Below are 24,854 nucleotides of genomic sequence, written 5' to 3'. Positions count from 1 at the left end.
AGGAATACACCGGCGGTCAACGCGCTCCTGGTCACGTTTGAGTTCTTATTCGGAGCCAATTCTAGCTGTTGTTCAGGCCGCCGGGGCGTCCGCCGCGAACGTCCCGCTTTCCTGGATGGCACAATCCACCCAGTTCACTGATTCAACGATTGGTTCAGCAAGGCACCCATGAGCACAACCAAGATCCTCGTCGTCGACAACTACGACAGCTTTGTGTACACCCTGGTGGGGTATCTCCAGGAACTGGGCGCAGAGACCACCGTCGTCCGCAACGACGACGTCACCCTGGCCGAGGCTATTGACCTGGCGGAAGCGCGCGACGGCGTCCTCATCTCGCCCGGCCCCGGAAACCCCGCGGGTGCAGGGGTCTGCATTGAGTTGATCAAGTGGTGCGGCAGCCACAACAAACCGATGCTGGGCGTCTGCCTGGGCCACCAGGCACTGGCCGAGGCCTACGGGGGAACCGTCACCCACGCGCCCGAGCTGATGCACGGCAAGACGTCCCTGGTGGAGCACCGCGGCGGCAGTGTCTTCGACGGGCTGCCATCGCCCTTCACAGCGACCCGCTACCACTCCCTCGCTGCCGTCCGAGGGAGCATCCCGGATGTCCTGGAGATCACCGCCGAGACGGGCACCGGTGTGGTGATGGGGCTGCAGCACCGGACCGCGCCCCTGTGCGGGGTGCAGTTCCACCCGGAGTCCGTCCTGACCGAAGGCGGCTACCAGATGCTCGGGAACTGGCTGGAATCGCTCGGCATGGCCGGAGCGGCCCAGCGCGCGGCCGGGCTCAGCCCGCTCATCAAGCACTAGCCGAAAAGCCGCCCGGCCAGCGTCGACTTACTTCGAGCTCTTAGTGGGCGTCGGGGTCGGCGTGGCGCTGGGGCTCGGGGCCGGCGGCGGCGGTGGCGGCGGAGCCTTGGCCACAGTGACGGTGACCGTCTTGCCCTGTTCCACCAGGGCGTCGGCGGCGTCGGCCTGCCCGGTGACCTTTCCCGGCTCCACCTGGGAGTTTTCAACTTCCGTGGCGTTCATGCCGAGGCCAACAGCCTTCAGGGCGGCCTCAGCCTCTGCCTGCGGAAGCCCAATGAGCTGCGGAACCGCCACCTTGCCGGTCGAGACAATGATTTCCACGGTGCTGCCTGCGGCCACATTCTGGCCCGGGGCAGGGTTGGTTGTGATCACAATGCCGGCCGGGACCGTCGGACTGTTCGCCATGGTGGTGCCGGGTGCTCCGGCGAGGCCCTTCTGGCGCAGGACATCGCGGGCGGCGGCCTCCGTCCGCCCGGGCAGGTCCGCGGGTATGGTGATGACGCTGGGGCCTTCTGAGATGTTGAGCGTGATGGCCGAATCGGGCTCCAGTGAGGTCCCCGTCGTGGGGACGGTGCCGACAGCGATGCCCTTGGCGATCGTCTCGTGCTGCATCCGGCTGAGCTGGGGTTTAAGCCCGGCGTTGTAGAGCTTCTGGAGGGCCTCGGTCTCGGTCAGCGACGTCACCGACGGGACCAGGACCTTGGCTACGGGCGGCGGTGCCTGGTTCATCATGTTGTAAAGCCACAGGCCGCCTCCCGCCAGCACCAGGACGGTGACGATCACCAGTGCGGAGATCCACGTCCGGCGTCGCGACCGCTGCCGCGCGGTGTGCTCGCGTTCGGGCGGCAGCACCAGTGGCAGGCTGCCGGTGTCTTCGGCGCCATAGGCAACCCCTTGTGCCATCAGAGCGTTCTCATCCTCGGCCGAGGCCTCCGGCACCGGACGTAGCCTGCCCGTGGGGGTCTCATCGAGGAACTTCGCGCCGGTCACCGAGAACGCGGCGGTCGCTGCGCTGTCCGGCGTCGGGATTGTGTCATGGGGATCGGTGGGGGCTTCGCTCGCGGCCGGCGCGGCGACGCCCACGCCACTGCGTGCGGCCCGAAGAGCGCGGCGGAAGGCTGCCGCATCCTGGAAGCGGTCCGCACGGTTCTTCTGGAGTGCCTTCATCAACACGCTGTCCAGCGCCTCGGAGACATCAGGGTTCAAGCTGCTGGCCAGTCCGGGGATCTCACGCACATGCTGGTAGGCGACGGAAACGGGGCTGTCGCCGATGAAAGGCGGGCGGCCGGTCAGCATCTCATACAGGAGACAGCCAGCGGAGTAGAGGTCGCTGCGGGCGTCCACCGTCTCGCCGCGGGCCTGCTCCGGTGAAAGGTACTGGGCGGTGCCCACCACGGCCTGGGTCTGGGTCATGGTTGCTGCCGAGTCGGCCATGGCGCGGGCAATCCCGAAGTCCATGACTTTCACGCTGTTGTTCTCCGGGCAGAACATCACATTGGCCGGTTTGATATCGCGGTGCACGATCCCGGCCTTGTGGCTGTAGTCCAGGGCAGCGAGAACCCCGAGCGTGAAATCGATCGCCTGGTCGATGCTGACTTCCTTGGCCCGGATCAGATCGCGGATCGTCCTGCCGGACACGAACTCCATCACGATGTACGGCACCCGGACGGTGTCCTCGTGGTCACCGGGAACCGCATGGTCGCCGGTGTCATAGATGGCAACGATCGAGGGGTGGTTCAGGGCGGCCACCGCCTGCGCCTCGCGCTTGAACCTGGCCTGGAACTGGGGGTCCCGGGCCAGGTCCGGGCGCAGAAGTTTGACGGCGACGGTGCGTCCCAGCCGGGTGTCGACGCCGCGGAAGACGTCGGCCATGCCGCCGCGGCCGATCAGCTCACCCAGCTCATAGCGTCCGCTGAGGACGCGCTGCGTGTTCACGGGGCCGCGGTCCTCCCGGTGCGATGGGGTGCGGGGTGAATTGGGCATGGTGGCCTACGTTCCCGTCGGGCTCGGGGTTGACTGCGTGGCCGCGGCCTTGGCCAGGTGGTAGGTCACGAGCGAACCGGCAGGCACCTTGCTGCCGGAGGCAGGCTCGGAGCTGACGAACGTGCCGGGCTGTTCCTTTTTGCCGGTGGGGCTGACAGGATCACCCTTGGCCCAGCGTAGGCCGGCATTCTCGATGGCCTGCTGGACAGCGGCTTCGCTGGCACCTGACGCCAGGGTAGGCACCGTAACGGCTTCGGGGCCCTTGGAGTAGGACACCTTGATGGTTGTGCCGGGCTGGACCCGCCCGGCGGGGTCGATCTGGACAACCGTTCCGGGGGTGGAGTCGTCAAACACCTCGACGCCCGTGACGACAAGGCCCAGACCAATCAGTTCGCTGCGCACCTGATTGAAGGGGCGGCCCAGATAGCTTTCCGGAATCAGATTGATGGCAGCCGGCGTGGACTGGGTGGGGGCCGCGGAGCTGCTCGTGGGGCTGGCGCTCGTGGTGGTCGGGGAGGCGCTGGTGGTGGTCGGCGCCGCGCTGGTGGCGGCGCTGCTGCTCGCGGGGGCCTGCGGTGTGAAGATTCCGGCCTGGCTGAGCATGACCCCCACCAGGGCGAACAGCACCAGCAGGATCAGGGCAATCAGCGGCCAGGTCCAGGGACTGCGGCCGCGCCGTTCGGGCTGGTGGACCGGCTCGTCGTCGTAGTCGTCGTCTTCCTGGACCCAATTGCGTTCCGCCGCGAGGGCGTCGGCGCGCGAGAGCGTGTTGCGGGCGCCGTATGCGCTGGCGGCCGCGGCCCCGGCCGCCAGCCCTGCCGCGGCACCCGCGCCGGCGGCGCCGACGACAGGCAACGCCGAGGTGGCCGACGTCGAACGGTCTGCCGCACCGATGACACCGGTCGCGGCGGTGGGAATGTCCACCGGCGCCGTGATGGGTCCGGTGGCTGCCTCGAAGAGCAGCATGCCCGGAACGGCGGCGTGCGCTGCGGCGATGTCGCCGTTGCGGATGGCTTCGGCGGCCTCGGAGAGTTTGAGGGCGTCGGCCGGGCGGTTCTTGGGGTCCTTGGCCAGCATGGACATCAGCAGGGCCCGGACCGGCTTCGGCAGGGTTTCCGGCAGCGGCGGCGGGGCATCGTTGACCTGGGCCAGCGCGATGGCAATCTGGGATTCGCCCGAGAACGGGCGGTGCCCGGTGAGGCACTCGTAGCCGATCACGCCGAGGGCATAGATGTCCGAAGCGCCGGTAGCCAACTGGCCGGTGGCCTGTTCCGGAGCCAGGTACTGGGCAGTTCCCATCACCTGTCCGGTCTGGGTGAGCGGCACCTGGTCCGCCAGCCGGGCGATGCCGAAGTCGGTCACCTTGACACGGCCGTCCGGGGTGATCAGCAGGTTGCCCGGCTTGATGTCCCGGTGGACCAGGCCCTGGGCATGGGCGACCGAGAGGGCCCGCGCCGTCTGGGCGATCATGGACAGCGTGCGGTCCGGGGAGAGCACCTGTTCGTGTTCGATGATGCTGCTCAATGGCTGGCCGGGGACCAACTCCATGACGAGGTAGGCGGAGCCTTCTTCCTCGCCATAGTCAAAGACGTTGGCGATGCCCACGTGGTTCAGCAGCGCCGTATGGCGGGCCTCGGCGCGGAAGCGCTGGAGGAACCCGGGATCGCCGGTGTACTCCTCCTTGAGCACCTTGATAGCGACGATGCGGCCAAGGATCAGGTCTTTGGCTTTCCAGACTTCCCCCATACCGCCGATCGCAATACGTGTGGTCAGCTGGAACCTGCCGCCGAGGGTGGTTCCTGATGAAGGCCTCACTTATTCAACACCGCCTCAAAAATCTTCTTCGCGTTCGGACTGGTTAGCTGTGCGCCGGTGGTGATGTCTACGCTTTCCATGACGATAGTGACAGCCACCTGCGGGTCATTCGCCGGGGCAAACCCGGTAAACCATGAGTTGTTCAGGCCGTTGCCGAGTTCCGCGGTACCGGTCTTGCCGGCCACTTTGACACCGGGTACGGCCGCCCCGCGGGCGATGCCGTCGCTGACCACACTGACCATCCACTCGTTGATCTGCCGGGCGATCTCCGGCGTCGTGGAGGTCTGCAGTACCTGGGGCTTCGGCTCACTGATCGGCCGCAGGTCCGGGGAGCGTACGGCCTTGATCAGGTTCGGCTGCATCTGCACCCCGCCGTTGGCGATCGCGGCGGTCATCTGGTTGATCTGGAGCGGGGTGGCCCGGACGTCCCGCTGGCCAATGGACGACTGGGCCAGGCTGGCGTCGTCCAGCGGCTCGCTCGGGAAGAAACTCGGGGCGGAGTCCAGCTTCAGCTGGTCGCCGAAGTCCTGCCCGAAACCGAATTTCCCGGCCTGGTCGGCGATGGCCTTCTGTCCCAGATCCAGGGCGATGCTGGCGAACGGGGTGTTGCAGGACTGCTGCAGGGCGAAGGCAAAAGTTGCGGTGTCGCGGGTATAGCAGTTGCCGCCGGCGTAGTTGGGCAGCTTGTACTGGATACCGGGGAAGGACATTTCGGCCGGGTTGGGCAGAATGCTGTCCTTGTTGTACTTGCCCGAGTTGAGGGCAGCGGCCGTGTCAATGAGCTTGAAAACCGAGCCGGGGGCCAGCAGCGCGCCTGTGGGTCCGCTGACGTTCTGGTTCAGGTTGATCCCCGGGACCTTGTTCAGCTCGGCGAAGTTGGCCGCCTCGGCCGCCGGATCCTGGGTGGCGACCAGATTGGGGTCGTAGGACGGTTTGGAGACCATGGCAATGATCGCCCCGGTTTTCGGATTGGTCACCACGATCGATCCGCGCCGGCCCTCCGGGATGAGGTCGTACGCGAGTTTCTGGATTTTCGGATCGAGCGTGAGCTCCACTGATGCGCCTTTGGGCTGGTTGCCCAGGAAGAGCTGGCCCACACGGTCGAGGAACTGCTGGTCCGAGCTGCCCGCGAGCTCCTTGTTCATGGTCTTCTCCAGGCCGGTCACCCCGTAGCTCCTGGAGAAATAGCCGGTGATCCCGGCGTAGGGCTCCGGCTGGGTGTAGGTGCGCTGAAACGCGCAGCTTTCATCCGCAGCCACGGACTCCGCCACCGGGGTGCCGCCGACGATGATCGCGCCGCGGTCGTTGCAGTAATTCTGCAGAAGGGTGCGTTTGTTCCACGCGTTTGCCTGCAGCTCGTCCGCGCCGATCACCTGGACATAGCTGAGGGCCCCGAAGATCAGCACGAACATGGCGATAGCGGCGATCCAGGCGTTGCGTATGGCTTGGTTCACAGCTTCACCGCCTCGGTGGGGGCGTCCGGACTGTTCCGTCCAGTGCCGGGCGCGGTGGCCGGCTTCGAGGGCATGGCTGGAGTTACTTTCTGTGGGTCGGGTTCGTCGCCGGGGGCCAGCGGTGTTGTGTCCACCGGGCCCCGTGCCGTGTGCGAGATCATGAGCAGGAGTCCGACGATGATCCAGTTGGCCAGCAGCGAGGAGCCGCCAGCGGCCAGGAACGGGGTCGTGAGGCCGGTGAGCGGAATGAGCCTGGTGACGCCGCCGATAACGACGAAGCACTGGAGCGCAATGGCGAAGGAGAGCCCGGTGGCGAGCAGTTTTCCGAACGCGTCCCGGGTGCCGAGCGCCGCCCGGAAGCCGCGGGTGAAGAGCAGCAGGTACATGAGGACGACCGCGAAGAGGCCAATCAGCCCCAGTTCCTCGCCGAAGGAGGCAATGATCATGTCGCTGTTGGCGAAGGGGACCAGATTGGGGCGCCCCTGGCCGAAGCCGGTGCCGACCAGGCCACCGTTGGCCATGCCGAAGAGGCCTTCGACGATTTGGAGGCTGCCGCCGAATTCCCGTCCGTAGACCTCGGGGGTGAAGGCGTTGACCCAGCCGTCGATGCGCAGGGCCACGTGGGAGAAGGCTCGGGATGCAACGAAGCTGCCGGCAGCCATGAGCCCTACGCCGATGATCACCCAGCTGATGCGGCTCGTGGCGACGTAGATCATGACGAGGAAGAGACCGAAGAACAGGATCGACGTCCCGAGGTCGCGTTGGAAAACCAGCACGCCGATGCTGACCAGCCAGGCGGTGATCATCGGGCCCATGTCCTTGAACCGCGGGAACTGCAACGGCCCGATCTTGCGCCCGGCCAGCAGGATGAGGTCCCGGTTCGAGGACAGATAGCCGGCAAAGAATATGGCCAGCGTGATCTTGGCGATCTCACCCGGCTGGAAGGTCATGGAGCCGATTTTGATCCAGACGCTGGCGCCCAGGACCTCGCCGGCGGAAATGCCCGGAACCAGCGGCAGGACCAGCAGTACCGCGCTGACCGCCAGCGATATGTAGGTAAAGCGGCGCAGGATCCGGTGATCCTTCAGGAACCAGATGACAGCGATGGCGACCCCCATGGCGACGAGGGTCCAGCGAAGTTGGTTGTTGCCCGTGTCTTCCCCGACCCGGTCCAGCCGGTGGATCATGGCGAGGCCGAGTCCGTTGAGGGCCACCACGAGTGGAAGCATTACCGGATCGGCATATTTCGCCCGGATGCGGAGAACGATGTGGAAGGCGAGGGCGGCCGCGGCCAGCAGGCTCGACTGGAACCAGAAATCGGTGTCGAAAGCCTTCTGTTGGTCCACGCCGACGAGGGCCTGGGCGCCAATGCCGACGGCGAGGGCCAGCACCAGCAGGACGAGCTCAACATTCCGCCGCGGTTTGGGCGTGGGATCGATGGGGGTCATTTGCCGACCTCGCAGACGGGAGCCGTCGCCGCCGGCGTCGGTGCCCCGGTCACGGCTGCCCCGGGACTTGCGGTTCCGCCGGGAACTGCTGTTGCCCCCGGGCTCGCTGATGTGCCCGGGGTTCCGGTCTCGCCCGGGGTCGGGGACGGTGTGATGCATTCATCCGCGGGCGCTGTGGTACCGGTGCGTTCCAGGTTTTTGACGATCCGCTGGGCGTCATAGAGGTCCCGGGCCGGAACCGTCTGGCGCACCCGCTGCTGGGAGAATTCGGGGAGATCTGACATCCGGATATCGGTTACCGTTTCGAGGGTGGAAAGCTGAATGGGTCCCAGCCGCTGTGAGACCCCGTTGAAGATGGCGACGTGCTGGTCCTGTTCCCCGATGTAGTACCGGGTCTGGGTCCAGGCGTAGCCGAGCCACAGACCCAAGGCGAGAAGTGCCACGATGGCCGCAGCGATGGCGACAGTCAGCCAGCGACGCGGCGGGCGCGCCGCCTTGTCGTCGTCGGCTTCTTCCCTCGACTGTTCAGACTTGTGGGTCAGCACGGTCGCCGCACGGCGGGCCAGGGTGCGCCCCGCGATGGTGGGAATGGAACCGGTCTCCGCGGCAGTGGCGGCCGCGCCCACGAGTTCGTGGGGGCGACCGGCCAGGTCCTCGCGGAGCACCTCGGCGGAAAGGTGCTCGCCAAGGTGTGGATCGGTCGAGGTGGCAGGCTCTGCCTTTTCGGCGGCACTGACCTCCGGCGTGACGTCCGCCGCGCCGGGGTCGCCGGTCTTCGGCGTCGTTGCGGGCGTCTGTGCTGCACCAGCGGTGCTTCCGGGCAGCGGGACGGGGCCCTCGGACGCAGTGGCGGTCACGGTGGAAGGTGACGCGGCCGGAACAATTTCGACGGCGGCGGTCCGCACGTCATCGCTCGTCTGTTCGGCGATTTCCAGCATCACAACGGTGACGTTGTCCGGAGCCCCTGCCTCAAGGGTGAGGTCTACCAGCAATTCCGCGCATTCACGCAGGTTCGGGGTCTCCCGGACGGTGCGTTCCACAACATGGCCGGCCACATAATTCAGACCGTCGGAACAGAGCAGCCAGCGTTCCCCGGGTTCGACGTCAAGCGTAGCCAGGTCCAGTTCCGGGCTGGCGTCGACGTCACCGAGGACGCGCATGAGGACATTCTTGTGCGGGTGGGTTTCCGCCTCTTCGGGGCGGAGCCGGCCTTCGTCGATGAGGCGCTGGACGAAGGTGTGGTCCACGCTGACCTGTTCGAATTCGCCGTTCCGGAGCCGGTAGGCGCGGGAGTCGCCAATGTGGGCGAAGTGCAGTTTGCCTTCGGCCAGCAGGAGGGCTGTGACGGTGGTGCCCATGCCGGCCAGCTTGGGATTCATATGAACGAGCTCGGAGAGCAGCGAGTTGGCCGTCTGGATCTCGTCGGCCAGGACGGTGCCGGCGTCGCCGTCGTAGTCGTCCTTATCGAGATGGATCATGTCCAGCACGGTGGCGGCAGAGGCGACATCGCCGCCGGCGTGTCCGCCCATGCCATCCGCGACGACGGCGAGGTGGCGGCCAACATACGCGGAGTCGTCGTTCTTCGCCCGCACACGGCCCACGTCGGACCGCGCGGCGTAGCGCATGATGAGCGGCCGCAACGGTGCAGGTGTTTTGCCTTCGGCCCTGTCTGCCGGGCGATCCGGGACAGCCACGGCTACGGCCTCAATTCGATGACCGTCTTGCCGATTCTCACGGGGACACCCAGCTCAACGGGCAGGGCCCTGGTGAGCTGCTGGTCGGCCAGGTAGGTGCCGTTGGTCGAGCCAAGATCCTCGATAAACCACCGGCTGCCCTGCGGGAACAGGCGGGCATGGCGGCCGGAGGCATAGTCATCCTCCAGCACCAGCGTGGCTTCCTGGGCGCGGCCAAGCAGGATGGGGCTCGCTGCCAGCGGAATCGTGGTGCCCTTGAGGGGACCCTCGGTCACCACCAGTTGGCGCGGCTGTTGCTTGACCGGGGCGGCCGGTTCGGCCAGCGCAGGGTTCTTGCGCACCTGCCGTGCCGTCGGGGCTCCCGCGGCCGCCTTGCGGCCGATCATAAGGTCTCGGCGCATGGCGGCAACGATGCTGAAGATCAGGACCCACAGGAGCAGCAGGAAGCCGAACCGCAGGGCGGTGATGGTCAGTTCGCTCACTGGCGGCCGCCAGGGTTGGCGGGCAAAAGGCGGAAGATGATCTTGGTCCGTCCCATAGTGATCGTGGCGCCGTCGGTGAGTTCCGAGGAGCCGGCGATCTTGTGGCCGTTGATGTAGCTGCCGTTCGTGGAGCCCAGATCCACGGCCTGGGCGGTGCCCGGCCCCGTGCGGATTTCGAGATGGCGGCGGGAAACGCCGGTGTCGTCAACCAGGATGTCCGCTTCGGAGGAGCGCCCCAGAATGATTGACGGCGCGTTCAGGGAGTACCGCTGCCCGTCGATATCGAGGACGGGCTGCAACCGGGCCGGCTGTCGCGTCGGTGCGGCAGGCATGCCGGCGTGCGGCGCAGGCTGGGCGGGCGCGGAGGGGGAGGACGACTTTTCGGTCCGGGACTTGATTTCAAAGTCTCCGGCGCGGCGTCCCTCGTCCCGGCGGAAACTGATCCGCACCGGACCCTGGAGGGTGTAGCCCTGGCTCCGCACATGGTTGATGACGACGTCGCACAGTTCTTCCGCGAGCGGGGTGCCCCATTCCTGTGCCCGCTGGAAATCGTCGTCACTGAGGAGGACATCGAAGACGTTGGGGGCGAGGGTTCGTCCTGCGGCGATGGTGATGGCCTTGTTGTCCACCTCGCGGCGGAGGTGGCTGGCGATCTCGACCGGCTCGACCTGGGCACGGGAACCGGTGGAGAAGACTCCGCGGACGGCCTTTTCGATGCCGCGCTCGACTTTGTCCAGCAATCCCATGGTCCTTCTCCTTTCGTGACGGCTGCAGGACAGCGTTCGTTCCGGAACTCGGTTTCCCAAATTTGCGGGAGCCCGCAGGTAACGGGCACTCCTACACCAGATACTACTGGGCGAGTCTGGGAATGGCCTTAATGCCCGTCGCCACCCCGTGCCGGGAAATTGCTGCGGGCCGGCCCTGACCTGCCCCGACATGGCTCTGACATTGCCCCAACCGACCGGGCGGAGAGGGACTTCATGTAGCGGGGAGGGGCCCGAGGCGGGCCGGGGCGGGACGCCTGCGGGCTGCCTCCGGAGCTCCCTGCGCGGCCCCCGCGGAAGCCGATTGGTGTTTTCCCGCAGTTGTCCGTTATGCTTGATCTCGCTGCTTTTACGAGGTTGGCGGTCCGGATTCCGGGCCAACAATTGTGTGAAAGAAGTTGCGCGCGAGTGGCGGAACGGCAGACGCGCTGGCTTCAGGTGCCAGTGTCCGAAAGGGCGTGGGGGTTCAAATCCCCCCTCGCGCACGCAAATATGAAAGAACCCCGGTCTTCGGACCGGGGTTCTTTTTTGTTAACCCGGGCGGTGCCGAAGCTGTGGGCTCCCTTCCCGGCGTGTTCTGCGCCCGGCCTCCGAAGGGTGCCCCGAACCCAATCCGAACCCCGCAACGCGGGGTCACATCGCGCCCATCCCGGGGCGCGGCTTGGGCGCTAAGTGACCCCGCGTTGGTTTGACCTGAGGGCATGCGCCGCGGTCAGCCGCGGAGCGCCCCGAAGCGGGCGATCATCGCCTCAAGGCCCAGGTTGAACGCGACGTCGGCGGGCCTTTCGTAGCCTTCCAGGTCCTGCTGCTTGACTGCCGCAGTGAAGTTCGGCGTCGAGTCAGCCATGCTTCCGGAGTCAAAAATGTCCGCCGGGGCCGTGACGTCATACGCTGAGCCAAAAATGAAAGACTCCAGGGCCACAATCGCCGAAATGATCCGCTCCTGCGGGAAACCCGCATGGCTGAATCCGGCGCTGACGGCCTCATACATGGCCAGGGTCTTGGGTGCGTCGGTCACCGGGAGCACGGCGATCACCGGGATCAGCGGCGTGTGCTTGGAGAAGACGTCGCGGTAGCTCCAGGCCCAGCTGCGCACGGCCTGGTCCCACGGTCCGGACCCGAAGGCGGACACATCAACAAACGATGTCAGGTGGTCCTGGACCAGGACCAGCACGTCCCGTTTGGAGGAGACGTGGTTGTACAAGGCCGACGGCGCCACGTTCAGCGTCCGGGCCAAAGCCGCCATGGTGAAGCCGTCATACCCGCTCTTCCCGATGAGCTGCAGAGCCGCCGCGGTGATGCCGTCCTGGTCGAGGACGGCGGCAGCCGGCCTGCCCGCCCGGCGGCGCGGTTTCGCGTCGTGGAGTGGATCTGCTGGGGCTCTGGTTGGTGCCGGCATTGCTGGCCCTTCTGCTGTCGGTGTCCCTGGGTCCTCCCATTGTGCCCCCACTTTACCGGCGGAATTTCTTCGGCAGGAGGTCTTCCCTGGCGTACCGGAAGGGTCTATAGTCGGTTCTAAATGAATGGCATTCATTTAGTGGGCCGCATCACTTCAGCGGCCAGAGAGAGGACATCATGCTGGAACTTGACCGCGACGTCGTAATTGTCGGAGCAGGCCCCGCCGGGCTGACCGCAGCCCGGGAACTGAAGAAAGCCGGCCTGAGCGTGGCCGTCCTGGAGGCCCGCGACCGGGTGGGCGGCCGCACCTGGACCGACACCGTCGATGGCGCCGTGCTGGAAATCGGCGGCCAGTGGGTCTCCCCGGACCAGACCGAACTGCTGGCGCTCCTCGAGGAGCTCGGCCTGAAGACCTACTCGCGCTACCGCGACGGCGAATCCGTCTACATCGGCTCCGACGGCAAGCGCACGTTTTATACGGGTGATACCTTCCCGGTCAACGAAACCACCGCCGCGGAAATGGACAAGCTCACCGCCCTGCTGGATACCCTCGCCGCGGAAATCGGCCCCACCGAACCGTGGGCGCACCCCAAGGCCCGCGAACTGGACACCATCTCCTTCCACCACTGGCTGCGTGAAAACTCCGCGGACGAGGAAGCCTGCAACAACATCGGCCTCTTCATCGCCGGCGGCATGCTGACCAAGCCCGCCCATGCCTTCTCCGCCCTGCAGGCAGTGCTGATGGCTGCGTCCGCCGGATCCTTCACCCACCTCACCGACGAGGATTTCATCCTCGACAAGCGCGTCGTCGGCGGAATGCAGCAGGTCTCCCTGCTGCTTGCCGCCGAACTGGGTGAGGACGTCGTACTGGGCAGCCCGGTGCGCACCATCAACTGGGGGGTGGATGCCGGCGGGGAGCAGCGCGTGACGGCCGTTTCGGAGCGTGCCACCGTGAACGCGCGCTTCGTGATCATGGCCGTGCCGCCGAACCTCTACTCCAGGGTCTCCTTCAACCCGCCGCTGCCGCGGCGCCAGCACCAGATGCACCAGCACCAGTCCCTGGGCCTGGTCATTAAGGTGCACGCCGTCTACAGCACCCCGTTCTGGCGCGAGGCCGGACTCTCCGGGACCTGCTTCGGTGCCGGCGCCCTGGTTCAGGAGGTCTACGACAACACCAACCATCAGGACCCCCGGGGTACCCTGGTCGGCTTTGTCTCGGATGAGAAGGCCGACGCCATGTTCGAGCTCAGCGCGGAGGAGCGCCGCCGCGCCATCCTCGAATCGATCGCCGGATTCCTTGGTGACAAGGCCCTTGAGCCGGAGGTCTACTACGAGTCGGACTGGGGTTCTGAGGAATGGACCCGCGGCGCTTATGCCTCCAGCTACGACCTCGGCGGACTGCACCGCTACGGCAAGGACCAGCACGCGCCGGTCGGCCCGATCTACTGGTCCTCCTCTGACCTCGCTGCCGAGGGCTACCAGCATGTCGACGGCGCGGTGCGGATGGGGCGCCACACGGCAGTCCGGATCGTCGCAGCGGCAGACCGTGCCTCCGCCGCCACCAATTAATCCGCCCAACAGCTCAGAAAGGATCGGCCAGATGCGTTATGTAGTGGGGTATTCAGCCAATGCCAGAGGCCGCGATGCCGTGAACCTGGCCGTATCACTGGCGCTCGGGCGCGGGGCCAGCCTGGACCTGGTGCTGGTGGTCCCCGAAGTGCAGCAGTTCGGGGCCGCCCACGCGCCCAGGGCCGGCTTCGAGCACCTGCTCAATGAGCAGGCCCAGGAGTGGCTCGACCAGGCGCTGGCGTTGGTTCCGCCCGGTATCCCTGCCCAGGCCCACGTCCGCAGCGGGGATTCCGATGCCCACGCGCTGATCCAGGCCGCCGAGGAGTTGGGGGCGGACATGCTCATCATCGGCGCCACAAGCAACGGGATCTTCAAGCGGTTCTCGATCGGGTCGGTGGCCAGCGCACTGCTCCACGCCTCGACTGTTCCCGTGGCCCTGGCGCCGCATGGCTACCACCGCCAGGAGGCCCTGACCCGGATCAGTTGCGGGCTCGGAAACCGGGCGGGCGCCGGGAAGCTGCTCGATTTCGCCCTTGGGATGGCCGCCAACCGCGAAGTGCCGCTGCGCGTGGTGTCACTTCTGGCGATCGACGGCGGAGACGCGGCAGGTGCCGCGGAAGCCGCCGAAGCGGCGCGGGCGTATGCGGCGAAGCATCTTGCCGCAGCCCTGCCGGGCGGCGGGCAGGGGGTTCGGGAGGAGGCGAAGGCGGAAGTTGTCATCGCACAGGGCCGCAGCGTCGAGGAAGCGGTGGACCGTCTCGATTGGGAAGACGGCGAGGTCCTGTTGATCGGATCGAGCAGGCTTGCCACGAGCCATTCCATCTTTCTGGGCAGCACGGCCAACCGCATTCTGCGTGCCCTGCCGGTGCCGATGATTGTGGTCCCGAGTGACTATGAGCTCAAACATCCCAACCAGCCAGCGTCGAATGACTTCACCCGAGAGGCACAAAAATGAGCGCGGACCACGCGATGGCCAAGACCTCGCACGCCGGACAGCACACCGAAGACCAGCACGGACTGAGCGAGAAGGGCCTGAAGGCAGGATCTGTGGGGCTGATTGGCGCTGTCGTCATCGGCGTCTCCTGTATCGCCCCGGCCTACACGTTGACTGCGGCACTTGGCCCCACCGTGGCTGAAGTCGGCGTCCACCTGCCGGCGATTTTCCTGGTGGGCTTTGTCCCGATGTTGCTGGTGGCGTTCGGCTACCGCGAGCTGAACAACGCCATGCCCGACGCCGGCACGTCCTTCACTTGGGCCTCGAAAGCCTTTGGCCCGTGGCTTGGGTGGATGGGAGGCTGGGGGCTCATTGCAGCGACCATCATCGTGCTCTCGAATCTGGCCGCCGTCGCAGTGGATTTCTTCTACCTGATGCTGTCGCAGATTTTCGGCAATCCGGACCTCGCCGATCTGACCAAGAACCTGCCGCTGAATATTGCCACCACCTTGGTGTTCATCGCCCTCGCATGCTGGATCTCCTACCGCGGCATGGAAACCACCAAGACGGTCCAGTATGTGCTCGTGGGATTCCAGCTTCTGGTGCTCGGCTGGTTCGCGGTGGCCGCGTTCAGCCACGTCGCAAACGGAACCGCCTTTGACGCCACAGCCATCTCACCTGACTGGTTCAATCCTTTCGCGGTGGAATCTTTCACCGCCTTTGCCGCCGGTGTTTCGTTGTCCATCTTCATTTACTGGGGGTGGGACGTCACGCTGACCATGAATGAGGAGACCAAGAACCCGGAAAAGACCCCGGGCCGCGCGGCCACCGTCACCGTACTGGTCATCGTGATCATCTACATGACCGTTGCCCTGGCCACGTTGTCCTTCGCCGGAATCGGCACCGAAGGCCTGGGTGCGGGGAACCCGGAGAACCAGGCCAGCATCTTCGCCGTCCTCGCCGGTCCGGTGATGGGCCCCTTCGCCATCCTGATGTCCCTGGCCATCCTGAGCAGCTCGGCGGCGTCGCTGCAGTCCACGTTCGTCTCGCCGGCGCGGACCCTGCTGTCGATGGGCCACTACAGGGCACTGCCGACGAAGTTCAGCAGGATCAGCCCCACCCACAAGTCGCCGAGCTACGCCACGATCGCCTCGGCGGTGGCCGCCGCCGCGTTCTACGTCATCACCCGCACGACGTCGGAGAATGCGCTCTGGGACACCATCACTGCTCTGGGCATGATGATCTGCTTCTATTACGGCATCACGGCACTGGCCTGTGTCTGGTTTTTCCGGGCCGAGGCGTTCAGCGGAGCGCAGGCGTTCTTCTTCAAGTTCCTTGCGCCCCTCCTGGGCGGCGTCATCCTGCTGGTCATGTTCTTCAAAACCGCCTATGACTCCATGGACCCGGCGTACGGGTCGGGCTCGTCGATCGGTGGTCTGGGCCTGGTCTTCATCCTCGGCACGGGCGTCATCCTGCTGGGCGTGGTGCTCATGCTGATCATGGCGAAGCTCCGGCCCGAGTTCTTCAAGGGCGAGGTGCTGGCCCGCGGAAAATGAGCCGCCGGCAGCGAGCCGGGAAGGTCCTTCTTCTGGCAGCCATTGGAAAGTAAGCACACTTACCAATAGGCTGACGGGAGGGGGACCTTCCCCCTTCGGAACCAGAACGAGGTGACAGCATGTCGGACGCAGCAAACATCACCAAAGTTACGGACATCATCAACGATTCGCGGATCGGGATGTTCACCACCGTCAATGAAGAGGGCGCGCTGGTCAGCCGCCCGCTGGCTGTGCAGGACGTGTTGGACGACGGCGACATGTGGTTCTTCACGTCCGCCGCCACCTCCCAGGTCGCCCACGTCCGGGCGCACCCGGGCGTCAACGTCTCCTTCGGCAAAGGAACGGAATGGGTATCGGTGGCCGGGACGGCAGAAGTTGTCACCGACCGCCAGAAAATCCACGAACTCTGGAACCAGATGGTCGAAGCCTGGTTCCCGGACGGCCCGGACACCCCGGACGTTGTGCTGCTGCACGTCGACTCCGACTCCGCCGAGTACTGGACCAGCCCCGGAGGCACCGCGGCGTCGGTGCTCCAGTGGGTCAAATCCAAGGTCACACACAGCCGGATGAGTGTGGGCGACAGCGGCACGGTGGAACTCTAAGTCCTGTGCACTCCCGCGCCGCGACGGGGGTCCGCGGATCCGCCGCGCGCGCCGGCGCCGCCCTAGGGCGTGTCTCCTTATTGGCGTAGCCAGATCAGGACTGCGTGGAGGGCGACTCCGGAGCGGTAGGTGATGGCGAGCTTGTCGTATCGGGTGGCGATGCTGCGCCATTGCTTGAAAATGTTGAAGGACTGCTCGACGACGGACCGGCCTTTGTAGGCCTCGCTGTCGAAGTCCACCGGCCGACCGCCACGGGTGCCTTTGCGTTTTCGGTTCGCGATCTGGTCTCTGGGTTCGGGAATGACGGCCTTGATCTTCCGGGCCCGAAGGAGCGAACGGTTGGCCCTGGAGGAGTAGGCCTTGTCACCCATCACCACGTCAGGGCGGGTCCGCGGCCGGCCCGTTCCGGCGCGCGGGACATTGATGGCGTCGATGACGTGCGGGAACATCCGTGAGTCAGAGCCCTGGCCCGGCCCGATGATGAACGCCAGGGGCCTGCCTTTCCCGTCGCAGGCGTGGTGGATCTTGGTGCTCAGCCCGCCCCGGGAACGCCCCACGGCGTGGTCGTCAGGCTCTGCCCAGAGTTTCTTGTAATTCGGTTCGTCCCCCTGTGTTGCGGGGAAGGTTGGTTCCGTGTTGGTGGGCGCGGTTGATCGTGGAGTCCACCGACACGGTCCAGTCGATCTCCCCGGCGGCGTCGGCCTCGCTCAGCAGCATGGAGTGGATCCGGTCCCAGATCCCGTCTGCGGCGAAACGGCGGTGGCGCTTCCACACCGTCTGCCACGGACCAAACTGCTCCGGCAGGTCCCGCCAAGCGATCCCGCACCGATACCGGTATGCAATGCCCTCCACGACCTGGCGGTGGTTCCGGAACGGGCGCCCTCGCTGGCCATCGGAACTGGGCAGCAACGGCTCAACTCGGGCCCACTGATCATCGGTAAAAACTTGGAAACGAGACACGTCCCCAAGTTTTCCAGCCAGCGGTCAGCCTATTTGGGAGACACGCCCTAGTCGATGATCTTCAGCCCGGTGCCCCAGTTGAAGGCCGCGTAGGCGGGATTGGCCTGCAGTGCCGTCACGAGCAGCTGGAATCCCTCCAGTTCCCGGGCATGCCGCAGCCCGCCGACCCGCAGTGGCCGGAGACCGGCTGCTGCCGCGAACGAGGCGACCTGGTTGCCGGCTTCCGCCGAGTCCGTGGCGATGAAGACATCCAGGGGCATCCCGCCCGTCACGCCGGCCGTCAGAGGACCGGCGAACGTGGTGTTGAAGGCCTTGACGACTGCTGCGCCCGGCAGCAGCGCGGCGATTTCCTCGGCCGCTGAGGACCCCGGGTCCACCGTCAGCGAATCGAAGGTGTCACCGTTGATCGGGTTGCTGATCTCCACCACGGTCTTTCCGCTGAGGGTGTCACCGTAGTGTGTTGCCACTTCCTTGGCCGGTCCGAAGTGCAGGGCCAGCACCACGATGTCGCCTTCCGGGATATCGCCCAGTCCACCGGACGTCGTACCGCCGCCCAGCTCGGCAGCCAGTTTGGCCGCGTGCTCCGGGGTGCGGTCCAGGATTTGGAGTGAGCGTCCGGCTGCCACGGCGCGGGTGCCGATCGCGCGTGCCATGTTGCCGCTGCCGATGATGGTGATGTCTGTCATGGTGCTTCCTTCCAAGGATGACGCCGGAACTCAGGGACAAAGCCAGGCAGGTGAGCTTTAAGACGTGTCAGCCGAGCGCCGGGTCCGCGGCGGGAAATCCGGCGTCGCGGGTCGGTGCGTCGCGTCCGACGCCTGCGGCCCTTTCGGCCTCGGCGAGGGCTTCCTCCAGCCGCTCGACCGCCCGGGCATAGCCGGCGTCCGTCCCGCTGCGGAGCTGATCCGCGGCCTTCATTGCGCGGATCAGGGCGGCCGTCTCCGGCTGCCGCGGGTCACTCATGGCGGGGTAGTCGATGGCGTGCGCGGGGTCCATTTCGTAGCGCTGCCATCTGGCCAGGGCGCTGCGGTGCCGGGCCGCGGCCGCCTCGTTGCTGGCTGCCGTGTCCCGGGTGGAGCGCCGCTCCGCTTGCCAGCTGAAGATCCTGGGAGTCCAGAGGTAGGTGGCGGCCGCCGCGGCCGCGGCGATGACGCCGAGCAGCAGCCCGGACCACGGCGCCACCAGGGCGGGGAGGATCACGGCCGGCGCAACGATGGCGAGTCCGGCGAAACCGTCCCAGAAGACGGCATCCGGCAGGCCGTCTTCGTCGGCCAGATGTTTCCGGAGCAAATAGACCGAGGTACCCGCAGCGCACACGACAAGGCAGGCCAGGGCGAGTAGTTGCCAGAGCGCAACGGGGGCGGGGTCGAACAGAGACGGCATTCCAACACCTCCAGGGATCCCGTCCGGGCGGGCGAGGTTCCCTGATTCCATTGGAATCCATCGAGGGCGGGCCGTCAATGGCCCTTCGGCCGTTGCCGGGGTCCGGTTCCCACCCGGGCCCGTCCCGGCGTAGCCTAGGCCGCATGCGACTGAAAATGTGCAGCATCCACGTCAAGGACCCCGCCGCTGCTTTCGAGTTCTACACCGGAATCCTGGGCTTCGAGAGCCTCATGGCCATCCCGGAGCACAACCTGTACATCGTCAAGGATCCGGCCGGCGCCGGCGGCGGATCGGTCGGGCTCCTGCTGGAGCCCAGCGACAACCCGATCGGTGCCGCCTACATGAACGGCTGCCACGACGCCGGGCTGCCTGCGATCGTCTTCGGGGTGACCGATGTCCGGGCCGAGTTCAAGCGGCTCACCGCCAAGGGCGTGATGTTCCAGGGCGAGCCCTCAGTGGGACCGGGCGGCACGACGGCGGTGTTCGACGACGGCTGCGGGAACTTCGTGCAGCTCCACCAGGACTGAGCCGGGACCGGCGCCCGCCGGCCAGGGCGGCTACTCGGCCGCGGTGCGTTCCTTCTTGGCGTCCTTCTTCGCAGCCTCGTCCTTGACCCGCTGGGCCTCGGCGCGCACGGCAGCGTGGGTGGAGCGCTCGGCGACCAGCCATGCCGGGGGAGCCTGCAGCAGCGCGGTGATTTCCGCCGTCGTCAGCGCTTCCTCAATCCCGCCGCGGGCCAGGCCGCTGATGGAGACGTTAAGCTTCTGCGCGACCACCGGGCGGGGGTGCGGGCCGTTGCGCCGCAGTTCCGCGAGCCACTCCGGCGGGTTGGCCTGGAGCTCGGCGAAATCGGCGCGGCTGATGACCGAATCCTGGAACTCCTGGGGTGTTGCGGGCAGGTAGATGCCAAGCTTCTTGGCAACGGTGGCCGGCTTCATGGACTGGGAGTTTGCAGAGGTCATGCTTCAAGGGTATCCGGCGGGGCACTAAATCAGCACCAAACGGCCGGCCGGGCGGAAGCCTACGCCAGCCCGGGCGGTACTGTGAACATGTGTCCGCAGCAGAAGAAGCATCCCAGACCCCCGACGAAACCCCTGTGCCTGTTGTGCGGGAGTTGCGTTTTGCCTACGTCGCCGGCGTGACGCCGGGAAAGTGGACCAGGCGCTGGGAAGAGCGGATGCCGGATGTTCCGCTGCACTCCTTTATGTCCGACGACGGCGAGCAGCTCACGGTTCTGCGCGACGGGTCCGCGGACCTGAGCTTCGTCCGGCTGCCCGTGGAGCGCGAGGGCCTGAATGTCATCCCCCTGTACGAGGAACAGCCCGTGGTGGTGGCGCCCAAGGGGCACGAGATCTCGCTGTTCGAGGAGGTGGCCCTGGCCGACCTCGGCCGGGAGACGTTCCTGGACGTGGCCGAACTCGGCGGGCCGGAGATGGCCCTGCAGGTCGTGGCCACCGGGGCCGGCCTGGTCATCCTGCCGATGTCCGTGGCCCGCCACTTCAACGTCAAAGACACCGTGGCGCGGAAACTCACAGGGGCGCCCACTTCCGAGATCGCCCTGGCGTGGCCCAGCGACACCACGGACGAAGTCATTGAGGAGTTCATCGGGATTGTCCGCGGCCGCACCGCCGCGAGCTCCCGCCAGCCCTCCGCCCAGCAGGAAAAGCCCAAGAAGGAGCCAAAGCCGGACCGCCGGGGACCGGCCGTCAAGAAACCGAAGGTGGCCCAGCGCTACGCACCGAACCCTGACAAGGGCCGCGGCAAAGGGTCCCGGAAAAAGGGGAAGCGCTAAGGCGCTGCCGTAACGGGCCGGGCGCTATTTGGCGCAGGCGTCCTGCAGGGCCTTGATGGATTCCGCCGGAGCCTGGTCGCCGGACTCGGCGATCTGGCGCAGCGGGGCGGTGATCTCGGCAGGAACCCCTGAGGTTTCTGCGCCGGCGACCAGGCCGCCGAGCGCTTCCTTGTCCTTGACGCTGACCAGGCCGTCCTTCACCAGCGTGCAGGCCTGCTTTTTCACTTCGCTGCCGGCTGCGGTCGCGACCTGGGACGCACCGTCGCTGACGGCCTTGTTCGCAGCGTCCTGCACCTGGCCGCAGCCCGTCAGCGCGATCGTAAGGGTGGCAGCGGCAAGGACGGCGAGGCGAAGTTTCATTCATTAACCCTAACAAGCGGGGCTGACTGGACGCTGGCCGCGGCCGAGCAGCGGGCAGCCAGCCGGCCGGGAGCCCGGGGGCGTGGCCGTAAGGTGGATCCATGCGCACGGACTTCAGCCCTGAAGAACTTCCCTCCGGGGACTTCTACCGCCTGCTGACGGCGGTCATCGTTCCCCGGCCCATCGCTTGGGTTTCGAGTACGTCCGCCGACGGGGTGGACAACCTTGCCCCGCATTCGTTCTTCACGGTGGCCTCGGTGACACCGCCCATCATTCAGTTCACCTCGGTCGGCAAAAAGGACTCCCTGCGCAACATCCTCGCAACGGGAGAGTTCATCGTGAACCTGGCTCCGGCGGACCTCATCGCCGAGGTCAACGCCACCGGCACGAATTTCCCGCCGGAAGTGAGCGAGTTCGATGCCGCCGGCCTGACCCGCGAAGCAGGCCTCACAGTGCAGGTCCCGCGGGTCGCGGAATCACCGGTGGCGCTGGAGTGCAAGCTCCACAGCACGCTGGAGATGGGCGACTGCGTCCTGGTCTTCGGCGAGGTGACGCATGCCGCGGTCGCTTCAGGAGCCCTGCAGGGATCCCATCCCGCAATCACCAAACTCGACCCGCTCTCGCGGCTGGGCCTCGATGAATGGGGTGCCACGGGCCCGGTCAGCGAGCTCAAGCGGATCCGGACAGCCGACTGGCCCGGGGAATTCCGGCCGGCACACCGGTCCAAGGACTGACCTGGCCCGGCCCGCGCTGGCCTGCACTGCCCGGGCGCTCAGTCCCCGTGGACCGCGCTCTGCTTCTCTTCCGAGCGGTTCAAATAGGCCAGCAGCAGCTCCCCGCCGCGCTCCAGGTCGCCGGCCTCCAGGGCCTGGCAGATTTCCTCGTTGTCGTCCAGGTAGCTGCGGTAGAAATGCGCGTCCACGGTGGCCTTGTGGAAGAACAGCCGCATCTCGGCGAGGACCTGGGCCATGATCGTGTTGAGGCGCTGGCTCCCGGCCAGTGCCACGATGGCGCCGTGGAAATGCTGGTTGGCGTTGCCCAGGGCTTCCTCGTCGTCCGCTGCCGCCGCGGCCCGGCCTTCCTCCACCGCGGCCCGGACGGCGGCCACCCGCTCGGGGCTCCCTCCGCCGCGGATGGCGCTCACTTCGATGAACCGGCGCACGGTGTAAACGTCATGGATGTCGCCCGGCCCCAGGCTCGCAACGAAGACTCCCCGGTTCGGATGGCGGACCACCAGCCGCTCGGCCGCAAGTTCGGCAAAGGCTTCGCGGACCGTGTTGCGCGAGACGCCCAGCTCCTCGGAAAGGGTTGATTCGGTCAGCCTGACGCCGGGCAGCAGCAGCCCTTCGGCCAGCTGCAGCCGCAGTTCCGCCGCCACCCGGTCCGCAACGGAGGGGATGGCCACCCGCAGCCGGGCTGCCGCCCCCAGCGCCGGTGCCACAGCCGCGCCGGCGGCACCTGGCCGCTTCACCCCGCCGGGGGTGGTGCCGGAAAGGTCGCGGATTCCTGCATCGGGGCTCGTCATACTTGAGAATTTACACGATCGTCACATCGTGGAATCGAAGAATTGTTGAACAATCCGTAGATTTGGTGCATCCTAGATAGGGGGAACCAATGAGACGAGGATCACAAATGGCAACCATCGACCTGAACAGCGACGTCGGCGAGTCCTACGGACGCTGGAGCCTGGGTGACGACACGGCGATGTTCCGCTCGGTTTCCAGCGCGAACGTGGCCTGCGGATTCCACGCCGGGGACCCCAGCGTGATCCGGAAGACCTGCCGCGAGGCGGTTGCTGCCGGCGTCGTGATCGGCGCCCACGTCGGCTACCGGGACCTGGCCGGTTTCGGCCGCCGCTTCCTGGACATCGACCCGATCGAACTGGCGGACGACATCGTCTACCAGATCGGTGCACTGCAGGCCCTGGCCGCCGCGGAAGGCGGAAGGGTCACCTACGTCAAGCCGCACGGCGGCCTCTACAACGCGATCGTCACGCACACCGCACAGGCGCAAGCCGTCGTCGACGCCGTAAAGTCCGTTGACCCGAACCTGCCCATCCTGGGCCTGCCGGGCTCGGAGGTCCTCCGGCTGGCCGAGTCCGCCGGCCTCCGCGCTGTCACCGAAGCCTTCGCGGACCGGGCCTACAACCCGGATGGCACCCTCGTCTCCCGCACGCTGCCCGGAGCCGTCCTCCACGACCACGCGGAGGTCACGGAGCATGTCCTCCGGATGGCCTCCGATTCCGCCGTCCGCACGATCGACGGCTCCATCCTGAAAATCCGCGCAGAGAGCATTTGCGTGCACGGCGACTCCCCGGGGGCCGTCACCATGGCCGCCGCAGTCCGCGCGGCCCTCACCGCCGCCGGCATCAGCACGGCCGCGTTCGTCTAGCCCGGTCGCCAAAAAGCACAGCTTCACAGGCGCCGCGTTATCCAACCGGCGCTGCCACACCACACCCGCCCCGCACAGGCAGCACCCGCACCCTGGAGGAAAATCATGACCGCACCACAGCAGGCCACCCCGGCCGCCAGTAAGAGGAAGCTGCCGCCCGGCGCCCTCAAGGCCTATGTCGCCAGCCTCACCGGCACCTCGCTGGAATACTACGACTTCGCGATCTACTCCGTGGCCTCGGCGCTGATCTTTCCCAAGATCTTCTTCCCCGTGGGCGATGAACTCGTCGGCCTGCTCCTGTCCTTCTCCACTTTCGCAGTTGGCTACCTGGCCCGCCCCATCGGCGGCGTGATCTTCGGCCGGCTCGGCGACAAGATCGGCCGCAAGCACGTCCTGGTGGTCACCCTGATGCTGATCGGCGTCGCTACCGTGCTCATCGGTGTGCTGCCCGACTACTCGGCCATCGGCATCGCGGCCCCCATCATCCTGGTGCTGCTGCGCCTGGCCCAGGGCATCGGCGTCGGCGGCGAATGGGGCGGGGCGGTCCTGCTTTCCAGCGAATTCGGCGATGCCAACAAGCGCGGCTTCTGGTCCTCGGCCGCCCAGATCGGGCCGCCGGCCGGCAACCTGATGGCGAACGGCGTCCTGGCCCTCCTCGCGGCGACCCTCAGCACTGAGGCGTTCCTCTCCTGGGGCTGGCGCGTGGCCTTCCTCGCCTCCGCCCTGCTGGTGGTCTTCGGTCTCCTGATCCGGCTCAAGCTCGAAGAAACCCCCGTCTTCAAGGCCATCCAGGCCCACGGCGAGGCACCCAAGGCCCCCATCAAGGAGGTCTTCACCAAGGAACCCCGCGCCCTGGTGGCAGCGGCCCTGTCCCGCATCTGCCCCGACGTGCTCTACTCCCTCTTCACGGTCTTCGTGGCCCTCTACGCCACCAAGCAGCTGGGCATGACCACCGGCAACGTCCTCGGCGCCATCCTGATCGGCTCCGCCTTCCAGCTGGTGCTGATCCCCGTGGCTGGTGCCCTCACGGACCGCTTCAACCGCCGCCTCGTCTATGGCATTGCCACCGTCGCAACCGCCCTGTACATCCCGGTGTTCTTCGTCATGATCCAGGGCAAGTCCGTGCTCATGCTGACCATCGGCGTCGTGATCGGACTGGCCTTCCACGCCTTCATGTACGGCCCGCAGGCCGCTTTCATCACTGAGCAGTTCCCGGCCCGGCTGCGCTACGCCGGCAGCTCGCTGGCCTACACGCTGGCAGGTGTGATCGGCGGCGCCGTGGCACCGCTCGTCTTCACGGCCCTCTTCGCCGCGACCGGCAACTGGTACCTGATCGCCGGCTACCTGGCCGTCGCCGCCGTCGTGACTGTGATTGGCCTGGCCATCGGCAGGAACCCGCAGACCCAGGAAGAAGAACGCCTCCTGCAGGAAACCCACGCCTAAGCGGCGCGGACCCGAC

General features: G+C 66.7%; 24 protein-coding genes and 1 tRNA gene. 11 read left to right on the top strand and 14 right to left on the bottom strand.

The genetic code is table 11. The features are described from left to right. The first annotated feature begins 168 nt into the window (after positions 1-168). On the top strand, positions 169-810 hold the full coding sequence (locus AC1MFL_RS09090) for an anthranilate synthase component II (RefSeq protein WP_479814964.1): 642 nt from the start codon (positions 169-171) through the stop codon (positions 808-810). Positions 811-837: 27 nt separating this feature from the next. Here the strand turns inward: AC1MFL_RS09090 and pknB are convergent, their stop codons facing one another. The 7 genes from pknB to AC1MFL_RS09055 are packed head-to-tail and all read right to left on the bottom strand — an operon-like array spanning position 838 to position 10,432. After that, complete coding sequence (gene pknB, locus AC1MFL_RS09085) at positions 838-2,793, bottom strand: Stk1 family PASTA domain-containing Ser/Thr kinase (RefSeq protein ID WP_479814963.1); 1,956 nt, start codon at positions 2,791-2,793, stop codon at positions 838-840. A gap of 6 nt (positions 2,794-2,799) precedes the next feature. Further along, entirely contained in the window at positions 2,800-4,608 is a 1,809-nt protein-coding gene (locus AC1MFL_RS09080; RefSeq protein WP_479814961.1) for a protein kinase domain-containing protein, read from the bottom strand. Next, entirely contained in the window at positions 4,605-6,062 is a 1,458-nt protein-coding gene (locus AC1MFL_RS09075) for a peptidoglycan D,D-transpeptidase FtsI family protein (RefSeq protein ID WP_479814959.1), read from the bottom strand. The genes AC1MFL_RS09080 and AC1MFL_RS09075 overlap by 4 nt, the downstream gene beginning before the upstream one ends. Continuing rightward, positions 6,059-7,510, bottom strand: coding sequence for an FtsW/RodA/SpoVE family cell cycle protein (locus tag AC1MFL_RS09070; protein WP_479814957.1), 1,452 nt, complete (start codon positions 7,508-7,510; stop codon positions 6,059-6,061). The genes AC1MFL_RS09075 and AC1MFL_RS09070 overlap by 4 nt, the downstream gene beginning before the upstream one ends. Next, on the bottom strand, positions 7,507-9,204 hold the full coding sequence (locus AC1MFL_RS09065; RefSeq protein WP_479814955.1) for a PP2C family protein-serine/threonine phosphatase: 1,698 nt from the start codon (positions 9,202-9,204) through the stop codon (positions 7,507-7,509). The genes AC1MFL_RS09070 and AC1MFL_RS09065 overlap by 4 nt, the downstream gene beginning before the upstream one ends. 2 nt (positions 9,205-9,206) lie before the next feature. Continuing rightward, positions 9,207-9,686 (bottom strand): FHA domain-containing protein FhaB/FipA, encoded by a 480-nt coding sequence (locus tag AC1MFL_RS09060; RefSeq protein ID WP_024368146.1) that lies wholly within the window; start codon positions 9,684-9,686, stop codon positions 9,207-9,209. Continuing rightward, positions 9,683-10,432: an FhaA domain-containing protein gene (locus AC1MFL_RS09055; protein ID WP_479814953.1), complete on the bottom strand. Its 750-nt coding sequence runs from the start codon at positions 10,430-10,432 to the stop codon at positions 9,683-9,685. Before AC1MFL_RS09055 ends, AC1MFL_RS09060 begins: the two co-directional genes overlap by 4 nt. Before the next feature lie 420 nt (positions 10,433-10,852). Here AC1MFL_RS09055 and AC1MFL_RS09050 point away from each other — a divergent pair. Further along, positions 10,853-10,935, top strand: a tRNA-Leu gene (locus AC1MFL_RS09050). Positions 10,936-11,162: 227 nt separating this feature from the next. Here the strand turns inward: AC1MFL_RS09050 and AC1MFL_RS09045 are convergent. After that, a complete protein-coding gene (locus tag AC1MFL_RS09045) occupies positions 11,163-11,849 on the bottom strand; it encodes a TetR/AcrR family transcriptional regulator (RefSeq protein ID WP_479814951.1) in 687 nt (228 codons plus the stop codon). Between the two features lie 176 nt (positions 11,850-12,025). Here AC1MFL_RS09045 and AC1MFL_RS09040 point away from each other — a divergent pair, with 176 nt between their 5' ends. The 4 genes from AC1MFL_RS09040 to AC1MFL_RS09025 all read left to right on the top strand — a co-directional run bounded on the left by AC1MFL_RS09040 (position 12,026) and on the right by AC1MFL_RS09025 (position 16,509). Then, a complete protein-coding gene (locus AC1MFL_RS09040; RefSeq protein ID WP_479814949.1) occupies positions 12,026-13,417 on the top strand; it encodes a flavin monoamine oxidase family protein in 1,392 nt (463 codons plus the stop codon). A gap of 31 nt (positions 13,418-13,448) precedes the next feature. Continuing rightward, positions 13,449-14,372, top strand: coding sequence for a universal stress protein (locus AC1MFL_RS09035; RefSeq protein WP_479814947.1), 924 nt, complete (start codon positions 13,449-13,451; stop codon positions 14,370-14,372). A 14-nt stretch (positions 14,373-14,386) separates the two neighbouring features. Beyond that, positions 14,387-15,907 carry an APC family permease gene (locus tag AC1MFL_RS09030; RefSeq protein WP_479815404.1) on the top strand — a complete coding sequence of 507 codons (1,521 nt, stop codon included), beginning with the start codon at positions 14,387-14,389 and terminating at the stop codon, positions 15,905-15,907. 119 nt (positions 15,908-16,026) lie between these two features. Continuing rightward, positions 16,027-16,509, top strand: a complete 483-nt coding sequence (locus AC1MFL_RS09025) for a pyridoxamine 5'-phosphate oxidase family protein (protein WP_479814945.1) — start codon at positions 16,027-16,029, stop codon at positions 16,507-16,509. Positions 16,510-16,586: 77 nt separating this feature from the next. On the opposite strand, the gene AC1MFL_RS09020 is transcribed toward AC1MFL_RS09025, so the two are convergent. The 3 genes from AC1MFL_RS09020 to AC1MFL_RS09010 all read right to left on the bottom strand — a co-directional run bounded on the left by AC1MFL_RS09020 (position 16,587) and on the right by AC1MFL_RS09010 (position 18,852). After that, a protein-coding gene (locus AC1MFL_RS09020) for an IS5 family transposase (RefSeq protein ID WP_479809945.1) occupies positions 16,587-17,469 on the bottom strand; the annotation gives its coding sequence in 2 pieces (ribosomal slippage) (positions 16,587-17,106 and positions 17,105-17,469; 885 coding nt in all). A 47-nt stretch (positions 17,470-17,516) separates the two neighbouring features. Then, positions 17,517-18,155, bottom strand: a complete 639-nt coding sequence (locus tag AC1MFL_RS09015; protein WP_479814943.1) for an NADPH-dependent F420 reductase — start codon at positions 18,153-18,155, stop codon at positions 17,517-17,519. Between the two features lie 67 nt (positions 18,156-18,222). Beyond that, complete coding sequence (locus AC1MFL_RS09010) at positions 18,223-18,852, bottom strand: hypothetical protein (protein WP_479814941.1); 630 nt, start codon at positions 18,850-18,852, stop codon at positions 18,223-18,225. A 143-nt stretch (positions 18,853-18,995) separates the two neighbouring features. Between AC1MFL_RS09010 and AC1MFL_RS09005 the strand changes: the two genes are divergently transcribed. Beyond that, positions 18,996-19,379, top strand: coding sequence for a VOC family protein (locus tag AC1MFL_RS09005; RefSeq protein WP_479814939.1), 384 nt, complete (start codon positions 18,996-18,998; stop codon positions 19,377-19,379). Between the two features lie 30 nt (positions 19,380-19,409). Here AC1MFL_RS09005 and AC1MFL_RS09000 read toward each other — a convergent pair whose 3' ends face one another. Beyond that, the gene (locus AC1MFL_RS09000; protein WP_479814937.1) at positions 19,410-19,814 is read right to left on the bottom strand and encodes a DUF5997 family protein; all 405 of its coding nucleotides are present in this window, start codon (positions 19,812-19,814) and stop codon (positions 19,410-19,412) included. 89 nt (positions 19,815-19,903) lie between these two features. On the opposite strand from AC1MFL_RS09000, the gene AC1MFL_RS08995 reads away from it, so the two are divergent. Continuing rightward, positions 19,904-20,644: a LysR family substrate-binding domain-containing protein gene (locus AC1MFL_RS08995; RefSeq protein WP_479814935.1), complete on the top strand. Its 741-nt coding sequence runs from the start codon at positions 19,904-19,906 to the stop codon at positions 20,642-20,644. Between the two features lie 24 nt (positions 20,645-20,668). On the opposite strand, the gene AC1MFL_RS08990 is transcribed toward AC1MFL_RS08995, so the two are convergent. Next, positions 20,669-21,004: a hypothetical protein gene (locus AC1MFL_RS08990; protein WP_479814933.1), complete on the bottom strand. Its 336-nt coding sequence runs from the start codon at positions 21,002-21,004 to the stop codon at positions 20,669-20,671. 101 nt (positions 21,005-21,105) lie between these two features. Between AC1MFL_RS08990 and AC1MFL_RS08985 the strand changes: the two genes are divergently transcribed. After that, positions 21,106-21,738, top strand: a complete 633-nt coding sequence (locus AC1MFL_RS08985) for a flavin reductase family protein (protein WP_479814931.1) — start codon at positions 21,106-21,108, stop codon at positions 21,736-21,738. A 38-nt stretch (positions 21,739-21,776) separates the two neighbouring features. On the opposite strand, the gene AC1MFL_RS08980 is transcribed toward AC1MFL_RS08985, so the two are convergent. Continuing rightward, entirely contained in the window at positions 21,777-22,529 is a 753-nt protein-coding gene (locus AC1MFL_RS08980; protein WP_479814929.1) for a GntR family transcriptional regulator, read from the bottom strand. 107 nt (positions 22,530-22,636) lie between these two features. On the opposite strand from AC1MFL_RS08980, the gene AC1MFL_RS08975 reads away from it, so the two are divergent. Next, positions 22,637-23,395, top strand: coding sequence for a LamB/YcsF family protein (locus tag AC1MFL_RS08975; protein WP_479814927.1), 759 nt, complete (start codon positions 22,637-22,639; stop codon positions 23,393-23,395). Between the two features lie 105 nt (positions 23,396-23,500). After that, complete coding sequence (locus AC1MFL_RS08970; protein ID WP_479814925.1) at positions 23,501-24,838, top strand: MFS transporter; 1,338 nt, start codon at positions 23,501-23,503, stop codon at positions 24,836-24,838. The last annotated feature ends 16 nt before the right edge of the window (positions 24,839-24,854 follow it).

The organism is Arthrobacter sp. BG3 (assembly GCF_056680185.1).
This window is presented reverse-complemented; position numbering and strand designations above follow the sequence as displayed.

Excerpts from the sequence above, each read along its gene's own strand:
- AC1MFL_RS09015 (WP_479814943.1), bottom strand. The coding sequence starts at position 18,155 with ATGACAGACATCACCATCATCGGCAGCGGCAACATGGCACGCGCGATC.
- AC1MFL_RS09035 (WP_479814947.1), top strand. The coding sequence starts at position 13,449 with ATGCGTTATGTAGTGGGGTATTCAGCCAATGCCAGAGGCCGCGATGCC.
- AC1MFL_RS09090 (WP_479814964.1), top strand. The coding sequence starts at position 169 with ATGAGCACAACCAAGATCCTCGTCGTCGACAACTACGACAGCTTTGTG.
- AC1MFL_RS08970 (WP_479814925.1), top strand. The coding sequence starts at position 23,501 with ATGACCGCACCACAGCAGGCCACCCCGGCCGCCAGTAAGAGGAAGCTG.
- AC1MFL_RS09025 (WP_479814945.1), top strand. The coding sequence starts at position 16,027 with ATGTCGGACGCAGCAAACATCACCAAAGTTACGGACATCATCAACGAT.
- AC1MFL_RS08975 (WP_479814927.1), top strand. The coding sequence starts at position 22,637 with ATGGCAACCATCGACCTGAACAGCGACGTCGGCGAGTCCTACGGACGC.
- AC1MFL_RS09010 (WP_479814941.1), bottom strand. The coding sequence starts at position 18,852 with ATGCCGTCTCTGTTCGACCCCGCCCCCGTTGCGCTCTGGCAACTACTC.
- AC1MFL_RS09030 (WP_479815404.1), top strand. The coding sequence starts at position 14,387 with ATGGCCAAGACCTCGCACGCCGGACAGCACACCGAAGACCAGCACGGA.
- AC1MFL_RS09070 (WP_479814957.1), bottom strand. The coding sequence starts at position 7,510 with ATGACCCCCATCGATCCCACGCCCAAACCGCGGCGGAATGTTGAGCTC.
- AC1MFL_RS09005 (WP_479814939.1), top strand. The coding sequence starts at position 18,996 with ATGCGACTGAAAATGTGCAGCATCCACGTCAAGGACCCCGCCGCTGCT.
- AC1MFL_RS09000 (WP_479814937.1), bottom strand. The coding sequence starts at position 19,814 with ATGACCTCTGCAAACTCCCAGTCCATGAAGCCGGCCACCGTTGCCAAG.
- AC1MFL_RS08990 (WP_479814933.1), bottom strand. The coding sequence starts at position 21,004 with ATGAAACTTCGCCTCGCCGTCCTTGCCGCTGCCACCCTTACGATCGCG.
- AC1MFL_RS08985 (WP_479814931.1), top strand. The coding sequence starts at position 21,106 with ATGCGCACGGACTTCAGCCCTGAAGAACTTCCCTCCGGGGACTTCTAC.
- AC1MFL_RS09055 (WP_479814953.1), bottom strand. The coding sequence starts at position 10,432 with ATGGGATTGCTGGACAAAGTCGAGCGCGGCATCGAAAAGGCCGTCCGC.
- pknB (WP_479814963.1), bottom strand. The coding sequence starts at position 2,793 with ATGCCCAATTCACCCCGCACCCCATCGCACCGGGAGGACCGCGGCCCC.
- AC1MFL_RS09040 (WP_479814949.1), top strand. The coding sequence starts at position 12,026 with ATGCTGGAACTTGACCGCGACGTCGTAATTGTCGGAGCAGGCCCCGCC.
- AC1MFL_RS08980 (WP_479814929.1), bottom strand. The coding sequence starts at position 22,529 with ATGACGAGCCCCGATGCAGGAATCCGCGACCTTTCCGGCACCACCCCC.
- AC1MFL_RS09045 (WP_479814951.1), bottom strand. The coding sequence starts at position 11,849 with ATGCCGGCACCAACCAGAGCCCCAGCAGATCCACTCCACGACGCGAAA.